Genomic DNA, 22,881 nt, shown 5'->3' with positions numbered 1-22,881 from the left:
CCATTGCGAATCCATGGCGGGCTGGCATAAACCGCCCCCATGGTTCGCACCCTCCGGCATTTCCTCGTCCTGCTCGCGCTCGCCTGGTCCTCGCTCGCCGCCGCGGAGGTCCAGATCACCTTCCATTCCTTCAACGGGTCGGTGATCGCGGGGCGCTATCCGCACACTTTCATCTCGATGGAAGGGACCCTGGAAGACGGCACCGCGATCAAGGAAAACTACGGCTTCTCGGCCAAGCGCGCGACGATTGCCGTGCTGCGCGGGCCGGTCGAACACATCATCATGACCGAGAAGGAGAAATGGCTGACCAAGACCAATCGCCATTTCACCCTGACCATGGATGACGCCCAGTACTGGAAGGTACGCAAGCTGGTGTCCGAATGGCGCGATGCACCGGGCAAGTTCTACGATCTCGACACGCGCAACTGCATCCATTTCGTGGGCGAGATCGGTCGGATCCTCGGTTTGAAGGTCGCCTATCCGGAAGACATGCTGCGCAAGCCCAAGGCATGGCTCAACCACATCACGAAGATGAACCCGGTGCTGCGGGCCGAGGTGATCGACTAGGCCGCCGCGGCCTGTGCGCGCTGTTCCGACAATATGCCCCAGCCGGCCAGGAACAGGCCTGCCACCAGCGGGCCGATAACGATGCCCGATAGCCCGAAAAGTGCGATCCCGCCCAGCGTGGTGACAAGGATCAGCCAGTCGGGAATGCCCGTGTCGCGGCCCACGAGGATCGGGCGCAGGACATTGTCGATCATGCCGATCAGCGCGACGCCCGACACGATCACGACGATGCCCTGCCAGATCGCGCCGGTCGCCAGCAGGTAGATTGCGGCCGGCACCCAGACGATGGCCGGGCCGACTGCAGGCAGCAGCGAAGCGATCGCCATGATCACGCCCAGCAGCAGCACGGACGGGATGCCGACGATCGAGAAGGTGATTGCGCCCAGCGCGCCCTGCACGAGGCCCACTACCACAGAGCCCTTGATCGTGGCGCGCACGATGCCGAGGAACCGCTCTGCCAGCCGGTCGGCAATCCCGCGTTCGAACGGGAGCGCGCCCAGCACGCTTTCCCCGATCGCACGCCCGTCGCGCAGCAGGAAGAAGGTCACGTAGAGCCCGATGGCAAGGGCCAGCACGAAGCCGAACACGCTGCCGCCGATGGCCAGCGCCTGCTGCGCGATGAGGCCGAGACTGGCCTGCGCGAATTCCTGCGCACGCTGCTGCAGCGCGCCGAGATTGCCCCAGCCGGAGGCTTCGAGCGAGGCCTGGATATTGGCGGGCAGGGCGGCGAACACCTGGTCGAACCACATGCTGACGTCGATCCGGCCTTCCTGGAAGGCGACGACCAGCCCGGCGGCCTCGTCCACCACGGCGCTGCCGATCCAGAAGGTCGGCAGGATCACCGCCACGAAGATGACGCCGAGCGTCAGCAGCGTCGCCAGCGTGTCACGTCCCGGCAGGCGGGCGAGGAACCAGCGTAGCAGCGGCTGGAACATGATCGCCGCCAGCGCTGCCCACAGCAGCGGCTGGAAGAACGGGAGGACGATGACGAGCAGCGCCAGCGTGACCAGCGCGAGGAACAGCAGGAAGCCGCCCTCCTCGATCGAACCCTTGCCCCGCTGTTCCATCCCGCCCCCTGCGACCCGCCTAGACGTCGAGATTGGCGACGTTGAGCGCGTTCGCCTGGATGAATTCGCGGCGCGGTTCGACCACGTCGCCCATCAGGCGGGTGAAGATCTCGTCGGTCACGTCGGCATCCTCGACCTTGACCTGCAGCAGCGCGCGGTTGTCGGGATCGAGCGTGGTCTCCCACAGCTGCTCGGCGTTCATTTCGCCAAGGCCCTTGTAGCGCTGGATCTTCTGGCCCTTGCGTCCGGCGGCCATGACCGTGTCGAGCAGCTGGGTGGGCAGGGTGATCGCATCGCTGCCGGCAAAGGCGGGTGCGTCATTGTCGCCATCGTCGCCGCTGTCGGCATCGACGGCGTCCGCATCGTCGCTTTCGCCCTTCACCAGGCGGATGGGCGCGGCATAGACTTCGGCATGCTCGCCCGCGACGCGGTGCAGCTTGCGTGCCTCGGCGCTGTCGAGGAAGGCCGGTTCGATCTCGTGCACGTCGGTGACGCCGCGCCACAGGCGGCTGAAGCGTACGATGCCGTCGCTACCGATTTCGGCCGACCACTTCGCTTCCGGATCGCCCATCTGCAGGTGAGCTGCCGCACGGGTCAGCGCCTCGGCGCGGTTGCCGGCGGGGTCGAGCGCGCCGGTCAGTGCCATCGCCTCGATCAGTTCCGGCTTGTACTTGCGCGGCACGAAGGCGAACAGGTTGCGCATCCGCAGGCCATGTTCGACCAGCTGGTGCATGCCGGTTGCAGGGATCGTGCCCTCGCGCGTCTCGAGATAGTGGCCAGAAAGGCCCTGATCGATCAGGTAGCGGTCGTAGGCGGCCTGGTCCTTCAGGTAGACCTCGCTCTTGCCGCGCGTCACCTTGTAGAGCGGCGGCTGCGCGATGAAGAGGTGCCCGGCCTTCACGATTTCCGGCATCTGGCGGTGGAAGAAGGTCAGCAGCAGCGTGCGGATATGCGCGCCGTCGACGTCTGCGTCGGTCATGATGACGATCTTGTGGTAGCGCAGCTTTTCGAGGTTGAACTCGTCGCGCAGGCCCGTGCCCATCGCCTGGATCAGCGTGCCCACTTCCTTGGACGAGATGATCCGGTCGAAGCGCGCGCGTTCGACGTTCAGGATCTTGCCCTTCAGCGGCAGGATCGCCTGCGTCTTGCGGTCGCGGCCCTGCTTGGCGCTGCCGCCTGCAGAATCACCCTCGACCAGGAAGAGTTCGCAGTTCTCGGGATTGCGGTCCTGGCAGTCGGCGAGCTTGCCCGGCAGCGAGGCGACGCTCATCGCGCCCTTGCGGCTCATCTCGCGGGCGCGGCGCGCTGCTTCGCGGGCGGCGGCGGCGTCGATGACCTTCTGGACGATGGCCTTCGCCTCGTTCGGGTTTTCCTCCAGCCATTCGCCCATTTTCTCGCCCATCAGGCTTTCGAGCGGCTGGCGCACTTCGGAGGAAACCAGCTTGTCCTTGGTCTGGCTGGAGAACTTGGGATCGGGCAGCTTCACCGACACGATGGCGGTCAGGCCTTCGCGCATGTCCTCGCCCGACAGGCTCACCTTTTCCTTCTTCATGAGGCCCGAGGAGGTGGCGTAATTGTTCAGCGTGCGGGTCAGCGCCGCGCGGAACGCAGCAAGGTGGGTGCCGCCGTCACGCTGCGGGATGTTGTTGGTGAAGCACAGGACGTTCTCGTAATAGCTGTCGTTCCATTCGAGAGCCACGTCGATGCCGATGCCGTCCTTTTCCGCGCTCACCGCGATCGGGTCGGACACCAGCGCCTGCTTGTTGCGATCGAGCCATTTGACGAAGGCCGCGATGCCGCCTTCGTAGAACAGGTCGTGCTGCTGCACTTCCTCGTGGCGCTTGTCGCGCAGCAGGATGCGTACGCCCGAATTGAGGAAGGCGAGTTCGCGGTAGCGGTGTTCCAGCTTGTCGAAATCGAACTCGATGACGTTCTTGAAGGTCTCTTCCGAGGCCTTGAAGGTGACGCGCGTACCCTTCTTGAGGCCGTTGTCGTCTCCGTTCGAATCCACCGGCGGAGCATCGCCCACGATGCGCAGGCTTTCCACGGCATCGCCGTGTTCGAAGCGCATCCAGTGCTCCTTGCCGTCGCGCCAGATGGTCAGTTCGAGCCATTCCGACAGCGCGTTGACGACCGAGACGCCCACGCCGTGGAGGCCGCCCGACACCTTGTAGGCATTGTCGTCCGACGTGTTTTCGAACTTACCGCCCGCGTGCAGCTGGGTCATGATGACCTCTGCCGCCGAGACGCCTTCTTCCTTGTGCATGTCGACCGGGATACCGCGGCCGTTGTCTTCCACGCTGACGGAGCCATCGGGGTTGAGTTCGATCAGGACGAGGTCGCAGTGGCCCGCCAGAGCTTCGTCGATGGCGTTGTCCGACACCTCGAAAACCATGTGGTGCAGGCCCGATCCGTCATCGGTGTCGCCGATGTACATGCCGGGGCGTTTGCGCACGGCGTCGAGGCCCTTGAGGACCTTGATCGAATCCGCGCCGTATTCGCCGTTCTGGCGCTTCTTTTCGGGGGTTGCCGGGGTGTCGTTTTCCATGCCGATTATATAGGCGCGAGGGGCAAGAATCGAAAGGTGCGGCCCTGTCTTTCTTCCACAGGCAATTGCGCTAGGATGCGGGCCGAAACAGGGGGAGAATGACGATGCGCGGGATGGTCCTTGCAGGGGTAGGCGCGGGTCTTGCGGCACTGGCGGCGCCCATGCCCGCAGCGGCGCAGGATGCAGGCGGGCTGCGGCCCGACCAGAAGGAATTCCGCGACCTGTTCGAAGAGCTGGTTGAAACCGACACCTCGCTCAGCAACGGCAGCTGCACGCTGGCGGCGGAGCGGATGGCCGACCGCCTGCGCAAGGCAGGCTTTCCCGAAGACCGGCTGACCCTGTTCGCTACGGCCGAGGCGCCGCGCGAAGGCGGGTTGGTGGCAGTTTATCCGGGCACGTCCGATACGCTCAAGCCGCTGCTCGCCATCGCCCATATCGACGTGGTCGAAGCCAAGCGCGAGGATTGGCAGCGCGATCCCTTCACCCTGTTCGAGGAGGACGGCTACCTCTACGCACGCGGCGTGTCCGACGACAAGGCGATGGCCGCCACGCTGGTCGACACGCTGATCCGCTTCCAGAAATCGGGCTACAAGCCGCAGCGCGCGGTCAAGATCGCGCTGACCTGCGGCGAGGAGACGAACGGCGCCTTCAACGGCGTGGAATGGCTGGTGAACAACCGGCGCGAACTGATCGACGCCGAATTCGCCATCAATGAAGGCGGCGGCGGCACGGCGGACGAGAACGGCAATGTCGTCGAGCAGACCATCCAGGTGGGCGAGAAAATCTTCGCCAACTACGTGCTCGAATTCACCAATCCGGGCGGCCACAGCTCGGTCCCGCGGCCGGACAATGCCATCACCCAGCTGGCCCATGCGCTGGTGAGGATCGGCGCGCACCGTTTCCCGCTCGAATTCAACGAGACGAACCGGACCTATTTCCGCCTCGCAGGCGCCGGACGCGGCGATGCGATCGGCGATGCCATGGTGGCACTGGCCAACGACCCGACGAATGCCGAGGCGGAGGCCGTGGTCAATGCCGATCCCTTCCTCCATTCTAACCTGCGCACGACCTGCGTTGCGACCATGCTGGACGCAGGCCACGCCCGCAACGCGCTGGCGCAAAGGGCGCAGGCGAACGTCAACTGCCGCATCTTCCCCGGCAACACGATCGAGGCGGTGGGCGAGGAACTGGCGCGGATCGCTGGCGAGGAGGGGCTGAAGATCACCATTCTCGAACCGCGTCGCCCCGCCCCGCCGCAGCCGCCGATGGACGAGCGCATCCTCGGACCTTCGCGCGAACTGGTCGAACGGTATTTCCCGGGCGTCCCGCTCGTGCCGGTCATGTCCAACGGCTACACCGATTCCACCTTCCTGACCGCGACCGGCATCCCGAGCTACGGCGTGCCCGGTGGATGGGGTGATCCGGACGGAAACGGGGTTCACGGGCTGAACGAGCGCATCAGCGCCCGCTCGCTTTATGTGGGTCGCGATTTCCTCTTCGACCTCGTCAAGGCGCTGGCGAATCCGGACTGACCGGCATCGCCGCTTGACGCTACGGCAGCGGCAGCGCAGGGCGCGACGATGCTTTCTGTGCTCGATATTTTCCGGATCGGCATCGGTCCGTCCTCCTCGCATACCGTGGGCCCGATGCGGATCGGTGCGCTCTTCGTGCGCGCGCTGGCCAAGCGCGGCAAGCTGGAGGACGTCGCGCGGATCGCGGTCGAACTGCAGGGCTCGCTGGCGCTGACGGGGGTCGGGCACGGTACGGTCGATGCAAGCGTGCTCGGCCTTGCGGGTTTCGTTCCCGACCGGACCTGCCCGGACGAGGCGGCGGCGACGCTGGCGCAAATCCGCGCCGAGGGACGTCTCATGCTGGGCGGCAAGCACGCCATCGCCTTCGATCCGGCAAGGGACATCGATCTCGCCGGACACATCATTCCGGACCTTCATCCCAACGGCATGAAGCTGGTGGCACGCGATGCGGGGGGCGCGGTCCTGCTGGAGCGTACCTATTATTCGACCGGCGGCGGTTTCGTCGCTTCGGAGGCGCAGCTCAAGCGCAAGCCCCGCAACGACCGCGTGGAAACCGGCACCAGCGTGCCGCACGACTTCGGCTCGGCAGAGGAATTGCTGGCCCGCTGCGATCAGGAAGGTCTCTCGATCGCCGAGCTTGTGCTGGCCAACGAGGACGCCTTCCGCCCGCGTGAGAAGACGCTGGCGGGGATCGACCTGATTGCCCAGGCGATGGACCAGTGCATCGATCGCGGGCTCGCCCAGCGCGGCATCCTGCCCGGCGGCCTGAAGGTGGAACGCCGCGCACCGGACCTGTGGGACAAGCTGTCGGCCAATCCCCAGTCCAACGAGCGCGAGCAATTGTTCGACTGGCTCAACTGCTTCGCCATGGCGGTGAACGAGGAAAATGCGGCGGGCGGCCGCGTCGTCACCGCGCCGACCAATGGCGCGGCCGGGATCATCCCCGCGGTCATCCGCTTCTACTGCGTGACCTCTGACGAGAGCCCTTGCCGTGACAGCCGCCGGATTTTCCTGCTGACGGCAGGGGCCATCGGCCTGCTCTACAAGCAGCGCGCCAGTATTTCGGGCGCGGAAATGGGCTGCCAGGGCGAGGTGGGTGTCGCCTGCTCGATGGCAGCGGGCGGCCTTGCCGCGCTGTGGGGCGCATCGCCCGCGCAGGTCGCAAGCGCGGCGGAAATCGGGATGGAGCACAATCTCGGCCTGACCTGCGATCCCGTGGGCGGTCTGGTGCAGGTCCCCTGTATCGAGCGCAACGCCATCGGCGCGGTGAAGGCGGTGAACGCCGCGCGCCTTGCCCTCCACCGCACCGGCGCGGAAAGCTGCGTCAGCCTCGACCAGGTGATCGAGACCATGCGCCAGACCGGCATCGACATGTCGAGCAAGTACAAGGAAACCAGCCAGGGCGGACTGGCCGTGAACGTCATCGAATGCTGACCGCCGCGCTGGGCGGTTCTGAAGGCTAGGCGGCGACGCTTTCGCGTGCGTGACCGGCGATCTCGGCGGCGAGTTCGTCGACGAGGTCGAGCGGGAGGTCATGGCCCCAGCCCGGTATCGTCTTCAGTTTCGCGTCGGGAATGCATTCCGCCGTGTGGCGCCCGCCTTCGCACGGGACCAGCGGATCGTCCTCGCCGTGAAGCACCAGCGTCGGCACCCGCACGTCGCGGAGCATCGTGCTGCGGTCACCGTCGGCAACGATGGCGGACAGGTGCCGGGTCGGGCCTTCGGGATAGAAGCTGCGCCTGACGCTGGCGAGCGTGCGTTCGCGCAGCCTCTCTTCGGGCGAAGGATAGCCGGGCGAGCCGATGGTGCGCGCCAGCATGATGCCATGCGCGACCAGCGCTTCTTCCTCGGTGCTCTTGGGCCGCGTTACCAGCGCCTGGAGCGCTTCCTTACGCGCCGGCGGCAGCTTGGCATTGCCGGTGGTGGAGAAGACCTGCGTGAAGCTGAGGCAGCGATCGGGATACTTGTGCGCGACGTGCTGCGCGATCATGCCACCCATGCTGGCCCCGACGATATGCGCGCGCTCGATTTCGAGCGCGTCGAGCAGGCCCACACCGTCTGCCGCCATGTCGGCCAGCGTATAGGGAACGCGCGGAGTAAGGCCAAGCTTGCCCATCAGCGTCATCTTGACGAGGCCGGGCGCTTTCACGCCGTCGAACTTGTGGCTGAGGCCGATGTCGCGATTGTCGTAACGGATGACGCGGTAACCGTGGCCTGCCAGCGCCTCGACCAGTTCATCCGGCCACAGTGTCAGCTGCGCGCCGAAGCCCATGATGAGCAGCATGGCGGGATCATTGCTGTTGCCATGCTCTTCGTAATGGATGTCGATCCCGTTGGCCTTGGTGATGGGCACGCCTGCGCTCTCCTTCGCTAGTGCAATCCTGTTGCTGCACATGACCGCATTCCGGCCCGCTTGTCTATTGCCGCCTGTGCGGGGCTGAACGCGGGTCCCGAGGCGCGCGAACGGGGTTGTCGCATACTTACAAGACGGAAATCGACATTTTGCTATGCAGGACGCTGAATTTCGGGGGGTTGCGTGAATGGAGCGACGGGGCGCAGAGCGCTACGAAGCGTCTTCCACAATCGAATATTCGTCGGCTGAAAGTCGCGGTGAAGCGCAGATCATGGATCTGTCGCTCGCCGGTTGCCGCCTGCGCGGCCTCGGCGAAGGCATCTCTCGCGGGGACGAGGTCGAATTGCAGCTCCCGGCCGGCATGACGGCGACCGGCACTGTGTGCTGGATCGATGACAGCCTAGCCGGGGTGAAATTCACTGTTCCCATCAGCATGGCGACGCTCGACTATTTCCGCTTCGCGGAAGGCATCACCGTGACCGAGGATGCCGATTTCGACCGCTTCGGCCGCCGGTTGCCTCCTCTCGGTGCAAGGGCCGGCAGCGGCCTCTAGTCCTTTCTAGGGCACCAGCACCGTGTCGCGCGCGACAGGGTTCGTTTCTGGATAATCGAGAATGAAATGCAGCCCGCGGCTCTCGTGCCGCTTGAGGGCGCTGTTCACGATGAGCCCTGCGCATTCGAGCAGGTTGCGCAGTTCGATGAGGTCCGTGGTCACGCGGAAGTGGCCGTAATAGTCCTCCACTTCCTCGCGCAGCAGGCGGATGCGGTGCGCGGCGCGTTCGAGGCGCTTGGTAGTGCGCACGATGCCGACATAGTTCCACATGAAGCGGCGGATCTCGGTCCAGTTCTGCTTGATGACCACTTCCTCGTCGGAATCGGTGACGCGGCTTTCGTCCCACGGCAGGATTTCCGGCGGTTCGTCGAGCTGGTCCCAGCAGCGCAGGATGTCCCTGGCCGCCGCCTCGCCGAAGACGAAGCATTCGAGCAGCGAGTTCGAGGCGAGGCGGTTCGCGCCGTGCAACCCGCTCTCGGTGCATTCGCCCGCGGCCCACAGGCCGGGCAGGTCGGTGCGCGCATCGAGGTCCACCTTCACCCCGCCGCAGGTGTAATGCTGGGCGGGGACGACCGGGATCGGCTGCTTGGTCATGTCGATGCCGAGGCCGAGCAGCTTCTCGTGGATCGTGGGGAAATGCTCCTTCACGAATTCGGGCGGCTGGTGACTGATATCGAGATGGACATAGTCGAGGCCGTAGCGCTTGATCTGGTCGTCGTTCGCGCGCGCCACGATATCGCGCGGGGCCAGCTCCATGCGCTCCGGGTCATATTTCTCCATGTAGCGCTCGCCGGTCACCGGGTTGAACAGGCGTCCGCCCTCACCGCGCACGGCTTCGGTGATGAGGAAATTCTTGACCTCGAGATTGTAGAGGCAGGTCGGGTGGAACTGCATCATCTCCATGTTGGAGACGCGTGCACCCGCCCGCCACGCCATCGCGATACCGTCTCCGGTCGCGCCGCGCGGAGCGGTCGAAAAGAGGTAGACGCGGCCCGCTCCGCCTGCAGCCAGGACGGTCGCCTTCGCTAGGTGTGCGACGACCTTGCCGCTCTCCTCGTCCAGCGCATAGGCGCCCCAGACGCGGCCCGACCCCGAATAGTCCTTCTGGTTGCGGCCGGTGATGAGGTCGATGCAGCTCTGGTTGGGCAGCAGCGTGATGTTCGGGTTTTCCTCCGCCGCCTTGAGCAGGGCCGCCTGGACCGCCCAGCCAGTCGCATCGTTCACATGGACGATGCGGCGGTGCGAATGGCCCCCTTCGCGGGTGAGGTGGAGGTCGCCCTCTTCGCGGTTGAAAGGCACGCCCAGTTCGCACAACCGGTCGATCGCGGCAGGGGCGCGTTCGATGACGAATTCGACCGTCTCGAGATCGTTGAGGCCGGCGCCGGCCACCATCGTGTCGTGGATGTGGTTCTCGAAGGTGTCGCCTGCGTCCAGCACGGCCGCGATGCCGCCCTGTGCCCAGGCGGTCGAGCCGCTGGTCAGCTTGCCCTTGGCCAGCACCAGCACCTTCTTGTGCTGGGCGAGTTCGAGCGCGGCGGTGAGGCCTGCCGCCCCTGATCCGATGACGAGGACGTCGTGTTTCATGGGGCGGTGTCATGCCCATGCAATCGCCATGCGGCAAGCACAGAACGCCTCGCCGATTCCCCGCTTAACACCGCGGATTTGCGCGGTATGCGAGCGTTAACAGGGGTCCCGGGACTTTGGAGGGTCGCAAAAAAATGAAAATGGGTCTGCTTGCCTGCGCCTTCGGGCGCCACGCCGTCGATCATGCCAACATGCGCAAGTCGGGCGGCATGCATGTCGGCAAATGCAAATGCTGCAAGACACCGATGGAAGAGATCGAACCGCACGTCTGGGGCGTGATCAGGGTGAAGGACGCAGGCCTCGGCCCGCGCAACTTCGTCTGAGGATCAGCCAGACCCGGTAAGCTGGACGAAGACATCCTCGAGGTCCGCCTCGCGGGTGGTCACGTCCTCGATACCGTAGCCATGCGACTGGACGAGCGCGAGCACCTGGCCCGCGCTCGCCTTGTCGCGGTCGTAGGTGATGTCGAGCCGGCGCGGTTCCACCACGTCGGCGCGCAGGAAGGCTTCTTCCATGATCGGCCCGCCGAGGTCCTTGTCGACCGTGACGGAGACGATCTTCTCGCGCGCCATGCCGACAAGCTCGCGGGTCGGCTTGTTGGCAATCAGTTCGCCGTGGTTGATGATCGCGATGCGGTCGCAGAGCTGCTCCGCTTCCTCGAGGTAGTGCGTGGTCAGCACCACCGTTACGCCCTCGTCGTTCAATTCCTGCACCAGTTCCCATAGCTGGCGGCGCAGTTCGACGTCGACGCCCGCAGTCGGCTCGTCGAGCACGAGAATCGGCGGTGAATGCACCATGGCCTTGGCGATCAGCAGGCGGCGCTTCATCCCGCCCGACAGCGTGCGGGCATAGGCATCGCGCTTGTCGGCAAGGTGGACGGCGGCAAGCAGTTCCTCGCTGCGCCGGTCCTTCTTGCCGATGCCGTAGAAGCCGCCCTGGTTTTCCAGCACCTCGAACGGGGTGAAGAAGGGATCGAAGACGATTTCTTGCGGTACGATGCCGATCGAACGCTTGGCATTGCGGGGGTTGTCGTCGATGTCGAAACCCCAGATTTCCGCGCTTCCGGAAGTCTTGCGCACAAGGCCTGCAAGGATGTTGATCAGCGTCGACTTGCCCGCGCCATTGGGGCCGAGCAGGCCGAAGACGCCGCCCTGCGGCACATCGAAACTGACGCCCTTCAGCGCCAGCTTGGGCGGCTCTCCGGGACCGGGTGGGGCGTATTCCTTGACGAGGTTGTCGATGCGGATCGCAGGAGGCGTGGTCATGCAGCGTGACCTAGGCTCTTGAGCGCCTCCGTCAAACCTATTATCGGCCCCTCTCATGAGCCTGCCTCCTCCCGAAGTGTCCAAGGTCACCACGCGCCGCGTGTGGTGCGACGGTGCAACCGACATCCGCAGCGGTGAAAACTACAAGCCGATCGCGCTCGGCCATCCCAAGGTCTACCTCGAGATCGACGAGCACGGCTATGTCGACTGCGGCTATTGCGACCGCCGCTTCGTCCTCGAAGGCGGTCCGGCGGACGGCGTCGACCAGTCCACGCTGATGGATATTTCCGAAGGCGGCGATCCGGGCCACCGGTAAGCCCTCTCGCTTATCGCGCGCGAGGTCCCTACATTGGCTGGCATGACGCAAGCCAACGACCCGCACGCACTCCTATACGGCACGAAACTGGACCCGGCAGAGGCGCAGCGCCTGACGCGCCAGTTGCTCTCGTCCTGCGACGACGGGGAGCTGTACCTCCAGTTCATCGCCTCCGAGGCCTTCGGCTTCGACGACGGGCGGTTAAAGACTGCCGACTACAGCCGCGATTCGGGCTTCGGCCTGCGCGGCGTGTCGGGCGAGATGACCGGCTTTGCCCACGCCAACGAGATCAGCGCGGCGGCCATCGCGCGCGCGGGCGAAACGCTGAAACTGCTCGATGCGACGAAGAATCCGCTGGCTGCCCCGCCCGAGCGGACCAACCGCCACCTCTACACCGATGCCTGCCCGCTCGACCTCGTGCCCTTTGCCGAAAAGGTCGCGTTGCTGGAAAAGATCGACGCGGTCGCCCGTGCCAAGGACCCGCGCGTGGCGCAGGTGTCCGCCAGCCTCGCCGCCAGCTGGAGCGTGGTCGAGATCGTGCGTCCCGACGGGCATGTCGCGCGCGACATCCGTCCGCTGGTGCGGCTCAACGTGTCGGTCGTCGCCGAACAGAACGGGCGGCGCGAAACGGGCGCCTACGGTTTCGGCGGACGCCATCTCTACGAACGCCTGTTCGACGAGGGCGCGTGGATGTACGCCATCGACGAGGCGGTGCGACAGGCGCTGGTGAACCTTGAAAGCATTGCTGCCCCGGCGGGCGAGAAGACCGTCCTGCTCGGCCCCGGCTGGTGCGGCGTGCTGCTGCACGAGGCAGTCGGCCACGGGCTCGAGGGCGATTTCAACCGCAAGGGCACCAGCGCCTTTTCGGGCCGCATCGGCGAACGCGTTGCCTCGCCCGGCGTGACGGTCATCGATGACGGTTCGCTCGCCGACCGGCGCGGCTCGCTTACCATCGACGACGAGGGCACGCCCACGCGCGAGACGGTGCTGATCGAGGACGGCATCCTGAAGGGCTACATGCAGGACCGCCTCAATGCGCGGCTGATGGGCGCCGAGCCGACCGGCAACGGTCGCCGCGAAAGCTACCAGCACGCGCCGATGGTGCGCATGACCAATACCTTCATGCAGGGCGGTCAGGACGATCCGGAAGAGCTGCTGTCTCGCGTCGACGACGGTATCTACGCCACCAGCTTCGGCGGCGGCCAGGTCGACATCACCAGCGGCAAGTTCGTCTTCGCCTGCACGGAAGCCTACAAGGTCGAGAAGGGCAAGGTCGTCGCCCCGATAAAGGGCGCGACGCTGATCGGCGACGGGCCCAGCGTGCTGACGCGCGTCAAGGGCATCGGCAACGACATGGCGCTCGACCAGGGCGTGGGCATGTGCGGCAAGGGTGGGCAGAGCGTGCCAGCGGGCGTCGGCCAGCCCAGCCTGCTGATCGACGGGATCACGGTAGGCGGCACCGGCTGAGCGCTTCCAGGGCTCGACTCATCGCCGGTTCATTTTGGCCATGATACAAGGTTATATCCTTCAAGGAGACTCGCGATGATCAGACGCCTTGCTCTTGCTTCCGCTGCCCTCGGCCTGCTGGCCGCTCCCGTCGCTCACGCCGAAGAACAGGCCGAGATGACCAAGGGCGAGGCCAAGCTCGCCAAGATGCTCGAAGGCCGCGTCGCGGGTAAGCCGGAAAGCTGCATTACCATGATCGGCTCACGTCCCCTTACGCGCATCGACGAGACCGCGCTGGTCTACAAGTCGGGCAACACGATCTGGGTGAACTACACCAAGACCCCCGACGCGATCGACGACAGCGACTACATGGTGATTCAGAAGTTCAGCGGTTCGCAGCTGTGCCGCAGCGACCAGATCACCACGCGCGACCGTTTCTCGGACATGTACACTGGCTTCATCTTCCTCGATGATTTCGTTCCCTACCGCCTTGCCGACAAGGAAGGCGAAGGCTGACGCTCAGCCCCGGGCGCGCTTGCGTCCGGTTTCGCATAAAGCGAGCGCGGGGCAGATCCCGCATTCGGGCGAGGCGGGGCGGCACCAGGTCTGCCCGAGTTTCTTCATCAGCAGGTGGTGCTCGTCGTAATCGGCGGCGCTCCATTCGTCCGGCATCGCGGGCATGATCGCATCGAAAGCGCGGTCGGTCGTTGCCTTGGCCGGGACGAGGCCCATGCGCTGAAGGATGCGGGTATGGTGCCCGTCGAGCACGATTGCGCGGCGATCCAGCGTGGAGGCGTTCATCACGCCTGCCGCAATCTTGCGCCCGATGCCGGGCAGCTGTTCCAGCCAGCGCATCGCGGCGAGCGTATCCATGTCGGCGAGGTGCGAGAGGTCGACGGCTCCCCGCAAGGCCACAAGCGCGGTCAGGCTTGCCTTGAGCCGCTCTGCCGCGATGTTGGGATAGGTCTGCGTTGCCAGTTCGGCCTGCAGTTCATCGAGCTGCGCATCGGCGACTGCTTCCCACGAACCGTAACGACGCAGCAGCCGGTCGGTCGCTGCGTTCGACACTTCGGACTTGGTGCGCGCACCGATCACGCCCTGGACCAGCACCCATTCGGGCTTGCGCCATTCGGCTGCCGCGCGCTCGATCCGTCCGAACCGCTGGACGAGCAGCGCCTGCAACCGGCGCAGGATTTCGGTTCGCGGATCGGGGCCGAGGGGGAGCTGCATCCTTCTGAGTCCGCTCGCCCTTCGCCCCTAATTTAAGGGGATCAGCGCGGGACCTACGCACGCGTACCAGATGCTGTTCTTCTCGCCCTGGTCGTTGCGTATCTCCGGAAGAGCGCCGGGATCGACTGACTTTGGCAAGGCGATGAAATTCCGGCAATCCAGCCTGCAATCCGGCAAGACCTCATTGATCATGAAAGTACGATAACCGCTATCTGCGAGAAAGGCGGCGATCTCTTCCGGGCGTTCAGAGGAAATGTGCTGTTCGAAAATTACCACCGGTTGCGACCTTTCGATGATCTCGGAAGCGCCGCGAATGACCTCCGCCTCAAAACCCTCGACGTCCACGTGGAGGAGCGAGATATTGCCAATGCTCTCGCCCGCAATTTCATCCAGTGTTTTCGTCTGGAACGATTGCCCTCCCTCGCCATCATGCGCGAACGAGCCGTGTGATACATCTCCTTCGAGATAGACCGTTTCGCCACTAATGGCGGAACAAACGGCGCGGACGAAAGTGATGTTGCTGGACTTGTTTGCGTCCGCCACCTGTCGAGCAAATTGCAGATTTTCGATGGAAGGGTCTACGGCGATAACCGAGCCGCCGTGGGGCTCGACCATCTTTGCCCAGACGGTCGCATTGTCGCCAATCCAACACCCTATGTCGATGATGGTGCCGGACCGATCGATTTGCTCGCTTGCCATCATCCAGTACACAACTTGGCGCAGCAAGGCTTCTTTATCTGGTCGCTGCCGAAAATGGTTTATCCTGTTGAGGAACCCGCGGCCTTCCGAACGAATCAGGTCGCTTCGCGAGATTTCGGGCAGCCGCACCTCAGTCCCACCATCATGGGGGAAAACGACCCGACCATCGGCCTTCGTTTCGGCACGCAGGGTTTCCGACAGACGCTGCGCAGACCGCAGCACTCCTGCGACCTTGTTGAGAGTTTTCAAAAGACGACCCCTTCCTGTATAGTCACTCCCACTCGATCGTGCCCGGCGGCTTCGAGGTGTAGTCGTAAACCACGCGGTTGATGCCCTGCACCTCGTTGACGATGCGCGTGGCACAGCCCGTCAGGAAGGCGGCATCGAAGGGGTAGACGTCGGCGGTCATGCCATCGGTCGATGTCACCGCGCGCAGGCCGCAGACGCTGTCATAGGTGCGATAATCGCCCATCACGCCCACGGTCTTGACCGGCAGCAGCACGGCAAAGGCCTGCCAGATCGCGTCGTAAAGACCGGCCTTGCGGATCTCGTCGAGATAGATCGCGTCGGCCTTGCGCAGGATGTCGCAGCGTTCCTTGGTGACCTCGCCCGGGATGCGGATCGCAAGGCCCGGTCCGGGGAAGGGATGACGGCCGACGAACATGTCGGGCAGGCCCAGTTCTCGGCCCAACTCGCGCACCTCGTCCTTGAACAGTTCGCGCAGCGGCTCGACCAGCTTCATGTTCATGCGTTCGGGCAGGCCGCCAACATTGTGGTGGCTCTTGATCGTCACGCTCGGCCCGCCGGTGAAGCTGACGCTTTCGATGACGTCGGGATAGAGCGTGCCCTGCGCGAGGAAGTCCGCGCCGCCGACCTTCTTGGCCTCGGCTTCGAACACATCGATGAAAGTCTTGCCGATGAACTTGCGCTTGGCTTCGGGGTCGGTGACCCCGGCAAGGCCTTCCATGAACATCTCTTCCGCGTCCACGACGACCAACGGGATGTTGTAATGGTCGCGGAACATGGTCTCGACCTGTTCGCGTTCGTTCAATCGCAGCAGGCCGTGGTCGACGAAGACGCAGGTCAGCTGATCGCCGATCGCCTCGTGGATGAGGATCGCCGCGACCGAGCTGTCGACGCCGCCCGACAACCCGCAGATCACCTTGCCGTCGCCGACCTGTTCGCGGATTTCGCGCACCTTGGTCTCGCGATAGGCGGCCATGGTCCAGTCGCCCGCAAGGCCGCAGACGTGGCGCACGAAATTGGCGATCAGCCTGCCGCCGTCGGGCGTATGGACGACCTCGGGGTGGAACTGCGTGCCGTAGAACTTGCGTTCCTCGTCGGCGATCACTGCGAAGGGCGCGCCGTCGGAAATGGCGACGATCTCGAAGCCGGGGGCGAACCTGGTCACCTTGTCGCCGTGGCTCATCCAGACCTGGTGACGCTCGCCGACCTGCCACAGCCCGTCGAACAGGGCGCAGTCCTTGGTGACGGTGAGATAGGCCCGGCCGAATTCGCCGCCTTCGCCCGTTTCATGGCCCGGACGGACCTCGCCGCCCAATTGGTGGCTCATGACCTGCTGGCCGTAGCAGATACCGAGGATCGGGATGCCTGCCTCGAAAAGCATCTCGGGCGCGCGCGGGCTGCCCTCTTCGGGTACGCCGGCAGGCGAGCCCGACAGGATGATGCCCTTGGGCTTCAGCCGGTGGAATGCCTCTTCGGCCTGCGTGAAGGGCGCGATCTCGGAATAGACACCCGCTTCGCGCACGCGGCGTGCGATGAGCTGGGTAACCTGGCTGCCGAAATCGACGATAAGGATGGAATCGGGAAGGTGCGCGTCGTCCATGGCGCAAGCGGTTAGGCAGGACGCGCGCGCAAGTCCAGCGCGCCCGCCCCTGCCTGCAGTCGAATTTACAAATCCGGCTTCCGGTTGATGATGACGGGATCGATGATGATCTCCTTGGGTGCCTTGCCCAGGGCGAATTCCATCACCAGGCAATATTTCCATGAATTGCCGTCGTCGTTGTCGTCCTCGAGGATGGCCTTGGTCTGGTTGGAGCCATTGCCCACGGCGAACTGTTTGCCCAGCTTGCCTCCGCCCGCCATCGGCGGCGCGTTGCCCTTGCCCGGAGGCGGCCCGCCCTTCCGCGCGATCCAGAAGGCCTCGTTCACGCTGGCCGGAAAGGCGCACTGGTAGATTTTGTTGTTCATCTCGAAACTGGTGGTCTTGAGGTTGAAGGTCAGCTTGGCGTCTTGCGTGACGCAGGACAGGTCGACGTCTCCATTGTCGGTCACTTCGCTGGCAGTCGAAGCGAAGTGGAAATCGCACTCGTACTGGTCGGTATAGGGTTGCCCGGTGCGTTTCCTCACGTTGCTGATCGTCACGTCGATCGAGATGTCCTTGCTCATCGTCTGGTCCTCTCTCCTGCTGGTTCGTCGAAATGTCCCGCCTCAAAGCCGGTCGTCGATCAGCGGCTTGATGCCCAGCTTCTCCAGGCGGGCGCGAAGCCGCGCTGCCAGCTGGCGCTGGCCGGTCTTCTCGGCCGCGACCGCACGCAGCGCGATGGAGCGGAAGTCGACCCGTTCTCCCTTGGTTTCCGGCACTGCCAGCGCGGCGGCATAGGCCTTGCGGGCGCGGGCGGCATCGCCTTCCTTCCGGTAGGCTGCGGCATGCACCATCCGGCTGGCGATGCGGACGAACTGGCGGTCCGGATCTTTGGGTTCGAGCGCGTCGTCCCACTTATCGGCAATCTCGTGCAGCGCCGCTGCGGACAAGGTGCTGCGATCGGTAATGGCGCGCTGCAGGTCGAGGACGGCCGGAGCGCTGACCGTCCATTCGTAATTCTTCCGGTCCCGCGCGATCAGGTCGGCCTGGATGGATTCCAGCCGGTCGAATTGCCTGCTGGCGAGGGCATCGTCTCCGTCGGACCATGCCAGCAGGGCGCGGTCGCGCAGGGCAGCGCGGCCCAGTTCCTTCACCAGCGTATTGTCCCCGTCAGCGACGAGCACCCTGTCGAAGTCCGCGATGGCAGCATCGAGCGACTTGCGTGCCGCGACGCGGTCGCCTTGGAAGGCCTCGAGCTGCCCGATGTTGGCCAGCGAGAAGATGCGGCCCTTGCGCGCCTCGATATTGGCGGGATCATCGGCCACGACCTTGTCTAGGATCGCCAGTTCCTTGCGCCGTGCCTCCAGCGCCTCGCCCATCCGGCCCAGCGACTGCAAGGTGGAGGCGACCCAGGACAGGCCGCCGGCGATCTCGATCTCGCGGGCGACGGGGCGCCCTTCCTTGACGGAGACGATCTCGGTCAGCTCGATATTGCGGCGGAAATAGTCGAGCGCGCTTGCCAGCTCACCGGCCTCTTTCGCCATCGTGCCGAGGTTCGATAGCGAATAGGCCTCCTCCATCTGCCAGACGAGGTTGGAGCGGTCTTTTGCCGCGAGCCGGTGGGAGATGTCGGCGTAATCCTCCATCGCCTTGCGCGCCTCGCCCAGCCGGCCATGCTGCCAGGCGATGTAGCCGACCCAGAACAGGCTCTGCCCGTGGTTGAACATGCGTTCCGGGTCGTCGGGCTTGCGTTCGAGCAGTTCGGCCGTGGTGCGGGCGGCCTGGCGGAAGGCGGGCAGTGCCTCGGCATTGTTGCCGCGCAGGTTCTGGACCTCGGCCACGAGCATGGTGGCGCGCGCCCGGCGGCCGAGTTCGGTGGCGGACAGGTCGGCCAGCTTCTGGCGGGCGTAATAGTCCATCGCGCGCTTGCCCACGCCGTCGAGCAGTTCCAGCCGGCCGACCGGCTCCAGCTGCTTGCGCAGGTCGGTCAGCATGTATTCGATCAGCCCGTCGGCTTCTGCCCTTTGCTCCCGCGCCTCGTTGCGCTGGTCGATGGCATAGGCGGACAGGGCCGTGGTCCCGATCATGCCGAGGGCCGATGCCCCTGCCACCATGACCAGCTTGCGCTGGCGCCGCGCCGCATCGCGCTGGACGAGATGGTCGAGATCGACACCTGCCAGCCCGGCGACAAGCTTGAGCTTGGCCAGCTTCTTGCCGTCGGCTTCGGGTCGCATGTCGGCGGCGATGGGCTCCGCCTCGCGATCGGTCGGCTCGCCGTTTTCGTAGTGGACCAGCAGCGGGGCGGGGAAATTGCCCGGCGGCTCGCCCTCGACCACCACGGGCATCACGCCGCGGTCGCCATGGATGCGCTTGTAGAGATCGACCTCGCGCGCGATCCAGGGGGATGCGGCGGCGGCCGGCGAACACAGGACGATCAGCGCGTCGCTCGACCGGATGGCCGTCTCGATCGCATCGCCGAGGCTGTCGGAAGCGGGCAGCTCGTCGCGATCCTTGAAGATCGGGCGCAGGCGCTCGGCCCTGCCGGCGGCAATCATGTGCGGAGGCAGGCGATAGGTTTCGAGCGCGCGATGGAGCCAGTTCGCCACCTGCCGGTCGCGGTGCGAATAGCTCATGAATGCCTTGTAGTGACGTTCCGCCAAGTGTGCTCTCCGGATGCGACCCCGGATTCGACTCGGCAACCCCCTCTATTTTTTCGCGATTTTGTCGCAGTCTTGCGCGGGATGCAAATGCGAGTTGCGTGTCGCCCTAGGGAGATGGCGGTTTGGTACTTGCGCAAAACGCAACACACCCTGACCTTTTCTCACTTTTGTTCGTCCGCCAGCAAGATTATTACAACCCTCACATCCGGCGCCGAGGGCACTGCCCCGAGCGTTACCGGAACAGAGATGGCGGCAGATCCTCCCCCCCGAGTTTCCTGTCGTCGCCTTCCTCGCTCGGGACGAGCCGGCCAAGCGCCGATGCGACTCCTAGCGCAATGCCGTCCGGCGCGAGGCGATATGGCAGCGAGTAGAGACGCGGCCGCCCACACCTCCTCTCCCCCCTCCCCCCGTGTCGGCGCCGCGTCTCGAACGCGCCTGTCGCACATCAAGGCACAAGCACGTCGGCGCCGCGTCTCGAACGCTGCCGCCGCACATCCTGCAATGGAATTGGCGGTCAGTCGGGCGTGCCGAGCGTTTCGGCGATCTGGCGCAGTTCCGTCTTGAGCAGCTTGCCGATGTGGCTGCGCGGCATGTCGTCGATCGCGAGCAGCTGGGCGAGCCGCTGCGTCTTGCCGAGCCGGGCGTTCACCGCCTCGCGGATCGCGTCGGGCCCTTCGGCATCCTGCGACAGGGTCACGAAGCCGACCGGCGTTTCGCCCCAGCGGCGCGAAGGCATGCCGATGACCGCCGCCTCGCGCACGCCTGCTTCCTTGAGCAGTTCGTTCTCGAGGTCGACCGGGAAGATGTTGAACCCGCCCGAGATGATCATGTCCTTGGCGCGGCCCACCAGCTCGACGAAGCCCTCGGCATCGACGCGGCCGATGTCGCCCATGCGCTGCCAGGTCTCGCCCGTGGCGGGATCGCTCCAGTAGCCGTCGCGCGTCTGGTCGGGGCGGTTCTTGTATCCGCTCATCATGGTGTGGCTGCGGCCCACGAGGTTGCCGGGCGTGCCGGGCGGGACTTCGCGGTCCTCGTCGTCCAGCACCTTCAGCTCGCTGCCAGGGGCGGGGCGCCCCACGGTGTGCAGCTTGTCGGGGAACTTGTGCGCTTCCAAGAGGCACACGACCCCGCCTTCGGTCATCGAATAGATCTCGATCAGCGCGCCCGGCATCCGTGCCAGCACCTCGCGCTTCAGCTCTGCCGAGAAGGGGGCCGAGGTACAGTATTTGAGCTGCAGCGCCGACAGGTCGAATTCATCGAACCGCGGCTCGTCCATCAGGCGCTGGTATTGCACGGGCACCAGCATGGTGATGGTCGTGCGATCGGCCGCTGCATGGCCGAGCCAGCCGATCGTGTCGAACTTGCCCATCACGCGCACCGTGCCGCCAGCCAGCAGGGCGGGCAGGAAGGCGACCATGGTGGTGTTCGAATAAAGCGGCGTCGATGCCAGTGTGCGCACCGGCAGGCCCGCCTCGAGCCAGCTGGCAGCGGTCGCGGCGAACTGGCGCCAGCGCATCTGGTGCGAATGGACGATGCCCTTGGGCGTGCCGGTCGTGCCGGAAGAATAGATGATGTTGAACGGGTCGCCCGGCTCGGGGACATGGGTTCGCGCAGTGGTGCCGGCGGGAGCCATCCAGCCGGCGAGCTCCTCGTCGAGAATCACGCGCTCCATGCCCGGGAAGGCGCCGTCGCCCATGTCGTCCAGCTTCGCGCGCGTGACGAAGATATGCTGCGCGCCCGAATCGCGCGCCATGGCGGCAAGCTGCTCGGGACTGGCGCTGGTGGTCAGCGGCGCAGCGACGCCGCCCGCCCTGATCGCGGCAAGGAAGACGAGGGCATAGGGAATCGACGAGACGCCGAGGATGGCGACCGACTGTCCGCGTTCCAGCCCGGTCTCGAGCAGGCGCGCGGCGATCCGTTCGACCTGGTCCCCAAGTTCACCCCAGGACATGGTGTCCGCCCCGTCGCGCAGGGCAGGCGCATCGGGCTGGCGCTGCGCCCAGTCCGAAATGATCGCGGAAAAGTCGCCGAAAGGTTCAGCGAGTCGAGCGGCCGGTTCAGTCTCTCCCATGGCGGTTTCCTAGCGGGCTTGTCGTTTCTGTCCAGAATCACCCGGCGCGTGCCGGGCGGGGCCTACGAATTAGGTTGCGCGTTTCAGCGACAAGATATGCCGTTAAGGTTTCAAAACGCCACGTAGATGTGCCGGATTTACCGATTGGCGCAAGAAGATTGCGAATTTGGCGGGAATCGGGGATTTTCCGGTCGTGTTTTTGACATTTGCCGAAATCGGCGTAGCCTCGCGACTGCCCGGACAGTTTCCGCAGACCAGTGCCGGGTCGGATCGACCATAGACCGTCATCGCATACACAAATACCACCAGTCGCACCTCGTGTGATACTCTCTGCGGCCGATCATCCCGCCTTAGCGAAAGGATGATCACAATGTTCAAGCCAACCTATTTCATACTAGCCACTGCGGCGGCAGCATCGATGCTGGCCGTGCCTCTTTCATCGAAGGATGCGGACCAGGACATCATCGTGTCCCCGCGCAGTGACCAGAGCTTCGTCGAAGAAGTGTCGAGCGATCTCGATACCCAGCTGCGCCGGATGCGCTTCGACCCGCGCTGGGAGCCGGCCGGGATCGTCAAGATCCGCTTCCGCGCCGGCGAGGACGGAACGCCTGTCGACATCACGACCTACGAGTCCTCGGGAAGCAAGCGCCTCGATCGTGAAGTCGGCAAGGCCGTGGAGCGGCTCGATTCGCTCACGCCCCTGCCGTCCAGCGCAGGCGACGATCCCATTATCCAGGCCAATGTCATCGTGGCCTACAGCAAGGGCCACATGGAAAGGCTCAGCCGCAAGCTGGCCGAATCGGAGGCCGCACGCCTCGCCTCGGCCGATCCCGCCGAACGGGCGGTGCTTGCCCTCAGCTTCGCGCCGCGTCCGAGTTCCTGACCCTTCCCCCAAGGGCCAGGAGCCGTCTCGGCGTTGGGGCGGTATCTGTCTGCGGGGTGCCGCCCCGCGCCGGGTCTGCCTAACGAAAGGGCTCCGTCTTCGGGCGGGGCCCTTTTTCGGTGCCCGGGCGATGCTCCGGATTCGAAAATTGCGCGCCCGGATTCGCATCCTGCGCAATCCCGGAAAGCCGGCTTTGCCCGCAAAAATTTTTTCGCAGATTCATTTTGGGGCTTGCGCGCGCACAAACTCCAGCTTGGTCCACGCGTCGCTGCGTTGCACCAC

General features: G+C 65.0%; 20 protein-coding genes. 9 read left to right on the top strand and 11 right to left on the bottom strand.

Annotation, left to right across the window (positions count from 1 at the left end):
• The first annotated feature begins 39 nt into the window (after positions 1-39).
• On the top strand, positions 40-567 hold the full coding sequence (locus tag LCL94_RS06015; RefSeq protein WP_224831419.1) for a hypothetical protein: 528 nt from the start codon (positions 40-42) through the stop codon (positions 565-567).
• Here LCL94_RS06015 and LCL94_RS06010 read toward each other — a convergent pair.
• Entirely contained in the window at positions 564-1,634 is a 1,071-nt protein-coding gene (locus LCL94_RS06010) for an AI-2E family transporter (RefSeq protein WP_224831418.1), read from the bottom strand. The two genes, LCL94_RS06015 and LCL94_RS06010, sit on opposite strands and share 4 nt — an antisense overlap.
• A gap of 19 nt (positions 1,635-1,653) precedes the next feature.
• Entirely contained in the window at positions 1,654-4,182 is a 2,529-nt protein-coding gene (gyrB, locus tag LCL94_RS06005) for a DNA topoisomerase (ATP-hydrolyzing) subunit B (protein WP_224831417.1), read from the bottom strand.
• A gap of 104 nt (positions 4,183-4,286) precedes the next feature.
• Here gyrB and LCL94_RS06000 point away from each other — a divergent pair, with 104 nt between their 5' ends.
• Positions 4,287-5,714 (top strand): M20/M25/M40 family metallo-hydrolase, encoded by a 1,428-nt coding sequence (locus LCL94_RS06000; protein WP_224832671.1) that lies wholly within the window; start codon positions 4,287-4,289, stop codon positions 5,712-5,714.
• Between the two features lie 48 nt (positions 5,715-5,762).
• On the top strand, positions 5,763-7,148 hold the full coding sequence (locus LCL94_RS05995) for an L-serine ammonia-lyase (protein ID WP_224831416.1): 1,386 nt from the start codon (positions 5,763-5,765) through the stop codon (positions 7,146-7,148).
• A gap of 25 nt (positions 7,149-7,173) precedes the next feature.
• Here LCL94_RS05995 and LCL94_RS05990 read toward each other — a convergent pair whose 3' ends face one another.
• Complete coding sequence (locus tag LCL94_RS05990; protein WP_224831415.1) at positions 7,174-8,067, bottom strand: alpha/beta fold hydrolase; 894 nt, start codon at positions 8,065-8,067, stop codon at positions 7,174-7,176.
• A gap of 187 nt (positions 8,068-8,254) precedes the next feature.
• On the opposite strand from LCL94_RS05990, the gene LCL94_RS05985 reads away from it, so the two are divergent.
• Positions 8,255-8,620 carry a PilZ domain-containing protein gene (locus LCL94_RS05985; protein WP_224831414.1) on the top strand — a complete coding sequence of 122 codons (366 nt, stop codon included), beginning with the start codon at positions 8,255-8,257 and terminating at the stop codon, positions 8,618-8,620.
• Positions 8,621-8,626: 6 nt separating this feature from the next.
• Here the strand turns inward: LCL94_RS05985 and nadB are convergent, their stop codons facing one another.
• Complete coding sequence (gene nadB, locus LCL94_RS05980) at positions 8,627-10,204, bottom strand: L-aspartate oxidase (RefSeq protein ID WP_224831413.1); 1,578 nt, start codon at positions 10,202-10,204, stop codon at positions 8,627-8,629.
• A 134-nt stretch (positions 10,205-10,338) separates the two neighbouring features.
• Here nadB and LCL94_RS05975 point away from each other — a divergent pair, with 134 nt between their 5' ends.
• On the top strand, positions 10,339-10,527 hold the full coding sequence (locus LCL94_RS05975) for a hypothetical protein (RefSeq protein ID WP_160608432.1): 189 nt from the start codon (positions 10,339-10,341) through the stop codon (positions 10,525-10,527).
• Between the two features lie 3 nt (positions 10,528-10,530).
• On the opposite strand, the gene LCL94_RS05970 is transcribed toward LCL94_RS05975, so the two are convergent.
• Positions 10,531-11,469, bottom strand: coding sequence for an ABC transporter ATP-binding protein (locus LCL94_RS05970; protein WP_224831412.1), 939 nt, complete (start codon positions 11,467-11,469; stop codon positions 10,531-10,533).
• Between the two features lie 55 nt (positions 11,470-11,524).
• On the opposite strand from LCL94_RS05970, the gene LCL94_RS05965 reads away from it, so the two are divergent.
• The 3 genes from LCL94_RS05965 to LCL94_RS05955 all read left to right on the top strand — a co-directional run bounded on the left by LCL94_RS05965 (position 11,525) and on the right by LCL94_RS05955 (position 13,747).
• Entirely contained in the window at positions 11,525-11,785 is a 261-nt protein-coding gene (locus tag LCL94_RS05965; RefSeq protein WP_090476750.1) for a zinc-finger domain-containing protein, read from the top strand.
• Between the two features lie 42 nt (positions 11,786-11,827).
• Positions 11,828-13,252, top strand: coding sequence for a metalloprotease TldD (gene tldD / locus LCL94_RS05960; protein WP_224831411.1), 1,425 nt, complete (start codon positions 11,828-11,830; stop codon positions 13,250-13,252).
• 75 nt (positions 13,253-13,327) lie between these two features.
• Complete coding sequence (locus LCL94_RS05955) at positions 13,328-13,747, top strand: hypothetical protein (protein WP_224831410.1); 420 nt, start codon at positions 13,328-13,330, stop codon at positions 13,745-13,747.
• Positions 13,748-13,750: 3 nt separating this feature from the next.
• Here the strand turns inward: LCL94_RS05955 and LCL94_RS05950 are convergent, their stop codons facing one another.
• The 6 genes from LCL94_RS05950 to LCL94_RS05925 form a co-directional block, all read right to left on the bottom strand.
• Positions 13,751-14,461, bottom strand: a complete 711-nt coding sequence (locus LCL94_RS05950) for an endonuclease III domain-containing protein (protein ID WP_224831409.1) — start codon at positions 14,459-14,461, stop codon at positions 13,751-13,753.
• Between the two features lie 27 nt (positions 14,462-14,488).
• Positions 14,489-15,409 (bottom strand): FkbM family methyltransferase, encoded by a 921-nt coding sequence (locus LCL94_RS05945; RefSeq protein WP_224831408.1) that lies wholly within the window; start codon positions 15,407-15,409, stop codon positions 14,489-14,491.
• A 22-nt stretch (positions 15,410-15,431) separates the two neighbouring features.
• Positions 15,432-17,006 carry a glutamine-hydrolyzing GMP synthase gene (gene guaA, locus LCL94_RS05940; protein WP_224831407.1) on the bottom strand — a complete coding sequence of 525 codons (1,575 nt, stop codon included), beginning with the start codon at positions 17,004-17,006 and terminating at the stop codon, positions 15,432-15,434.
• 65 nt (positions 17,007-17,071) lie between these two features.
• Positions 17,072-17,569: a hypothetical protein gene (locus LCL94_RS05935; RefSeq protein WP_224831406.1), complete on the bottom strand. Its 498-nt coding sequence runs from the start codon at positions 17,567-17,569 to the stop codon at positions 17,072-17,074.
• 42 nt (positions 17,570-17,611) lie between these two features.
• The gene (locus LCL94_RS05930; protein ID WP_224831405.1) at positions 17,612-19,618 is read right to left on the bottom strand and encodes a toll/interleukin-1 receptor domain-containing protein; all 2,007 of its coding nucleotides are present in this window, start codon (positions 19,616-19,618) and stop codon (positions 17,612-17,614) included.
• Positions 19,619-20,159: 541 nt separating this feature from the next.
• On the bottom strand, positions 20,160-21,716 hold the full coding sequence (locus tag LCL94_RS05925) for a class I adenylate-forming enzyme family protein (protein ID WP_224831404.1): 1,557 nt from the start codon (positions 21,714-21,716) through the stop codon (positions 20,160-20,162).
• Positions 21,717-22,086: 370 nt separating this feature from the next.
• Between LCL94_RS05925 and LCL94_RS05920 the strand changes: the two genes are divergently transcribed.
• On the top strand, positions 22,087-22,599 hold the full coding sequence (locus LCL94_RS05920) for an energy transducer TonB (protein WP_224831403.1): 513 nt from the start codon (positions 22,087-22,089) through the stop codon (positions 22,597-22,599).
• Positions 22,600-22,881 lie beyond the last annotated feature (282 nt).

The organism is Qipengyuania gaetbuli (assembly GCF_020171365.1).
Classification (GTDB): Bacteria; Pseudomonadota; Alphaproteobacteria; order Sphingomonadales; family Sphingomonadaceae; genus Qipengyuania; species Qipengyuania gaetbuli_B.
The sequence above is the reverse complement of the archived record's forward strand: the minus strand, read 5'-3'. Positions and strand labels throughout refer to the sequence as shown.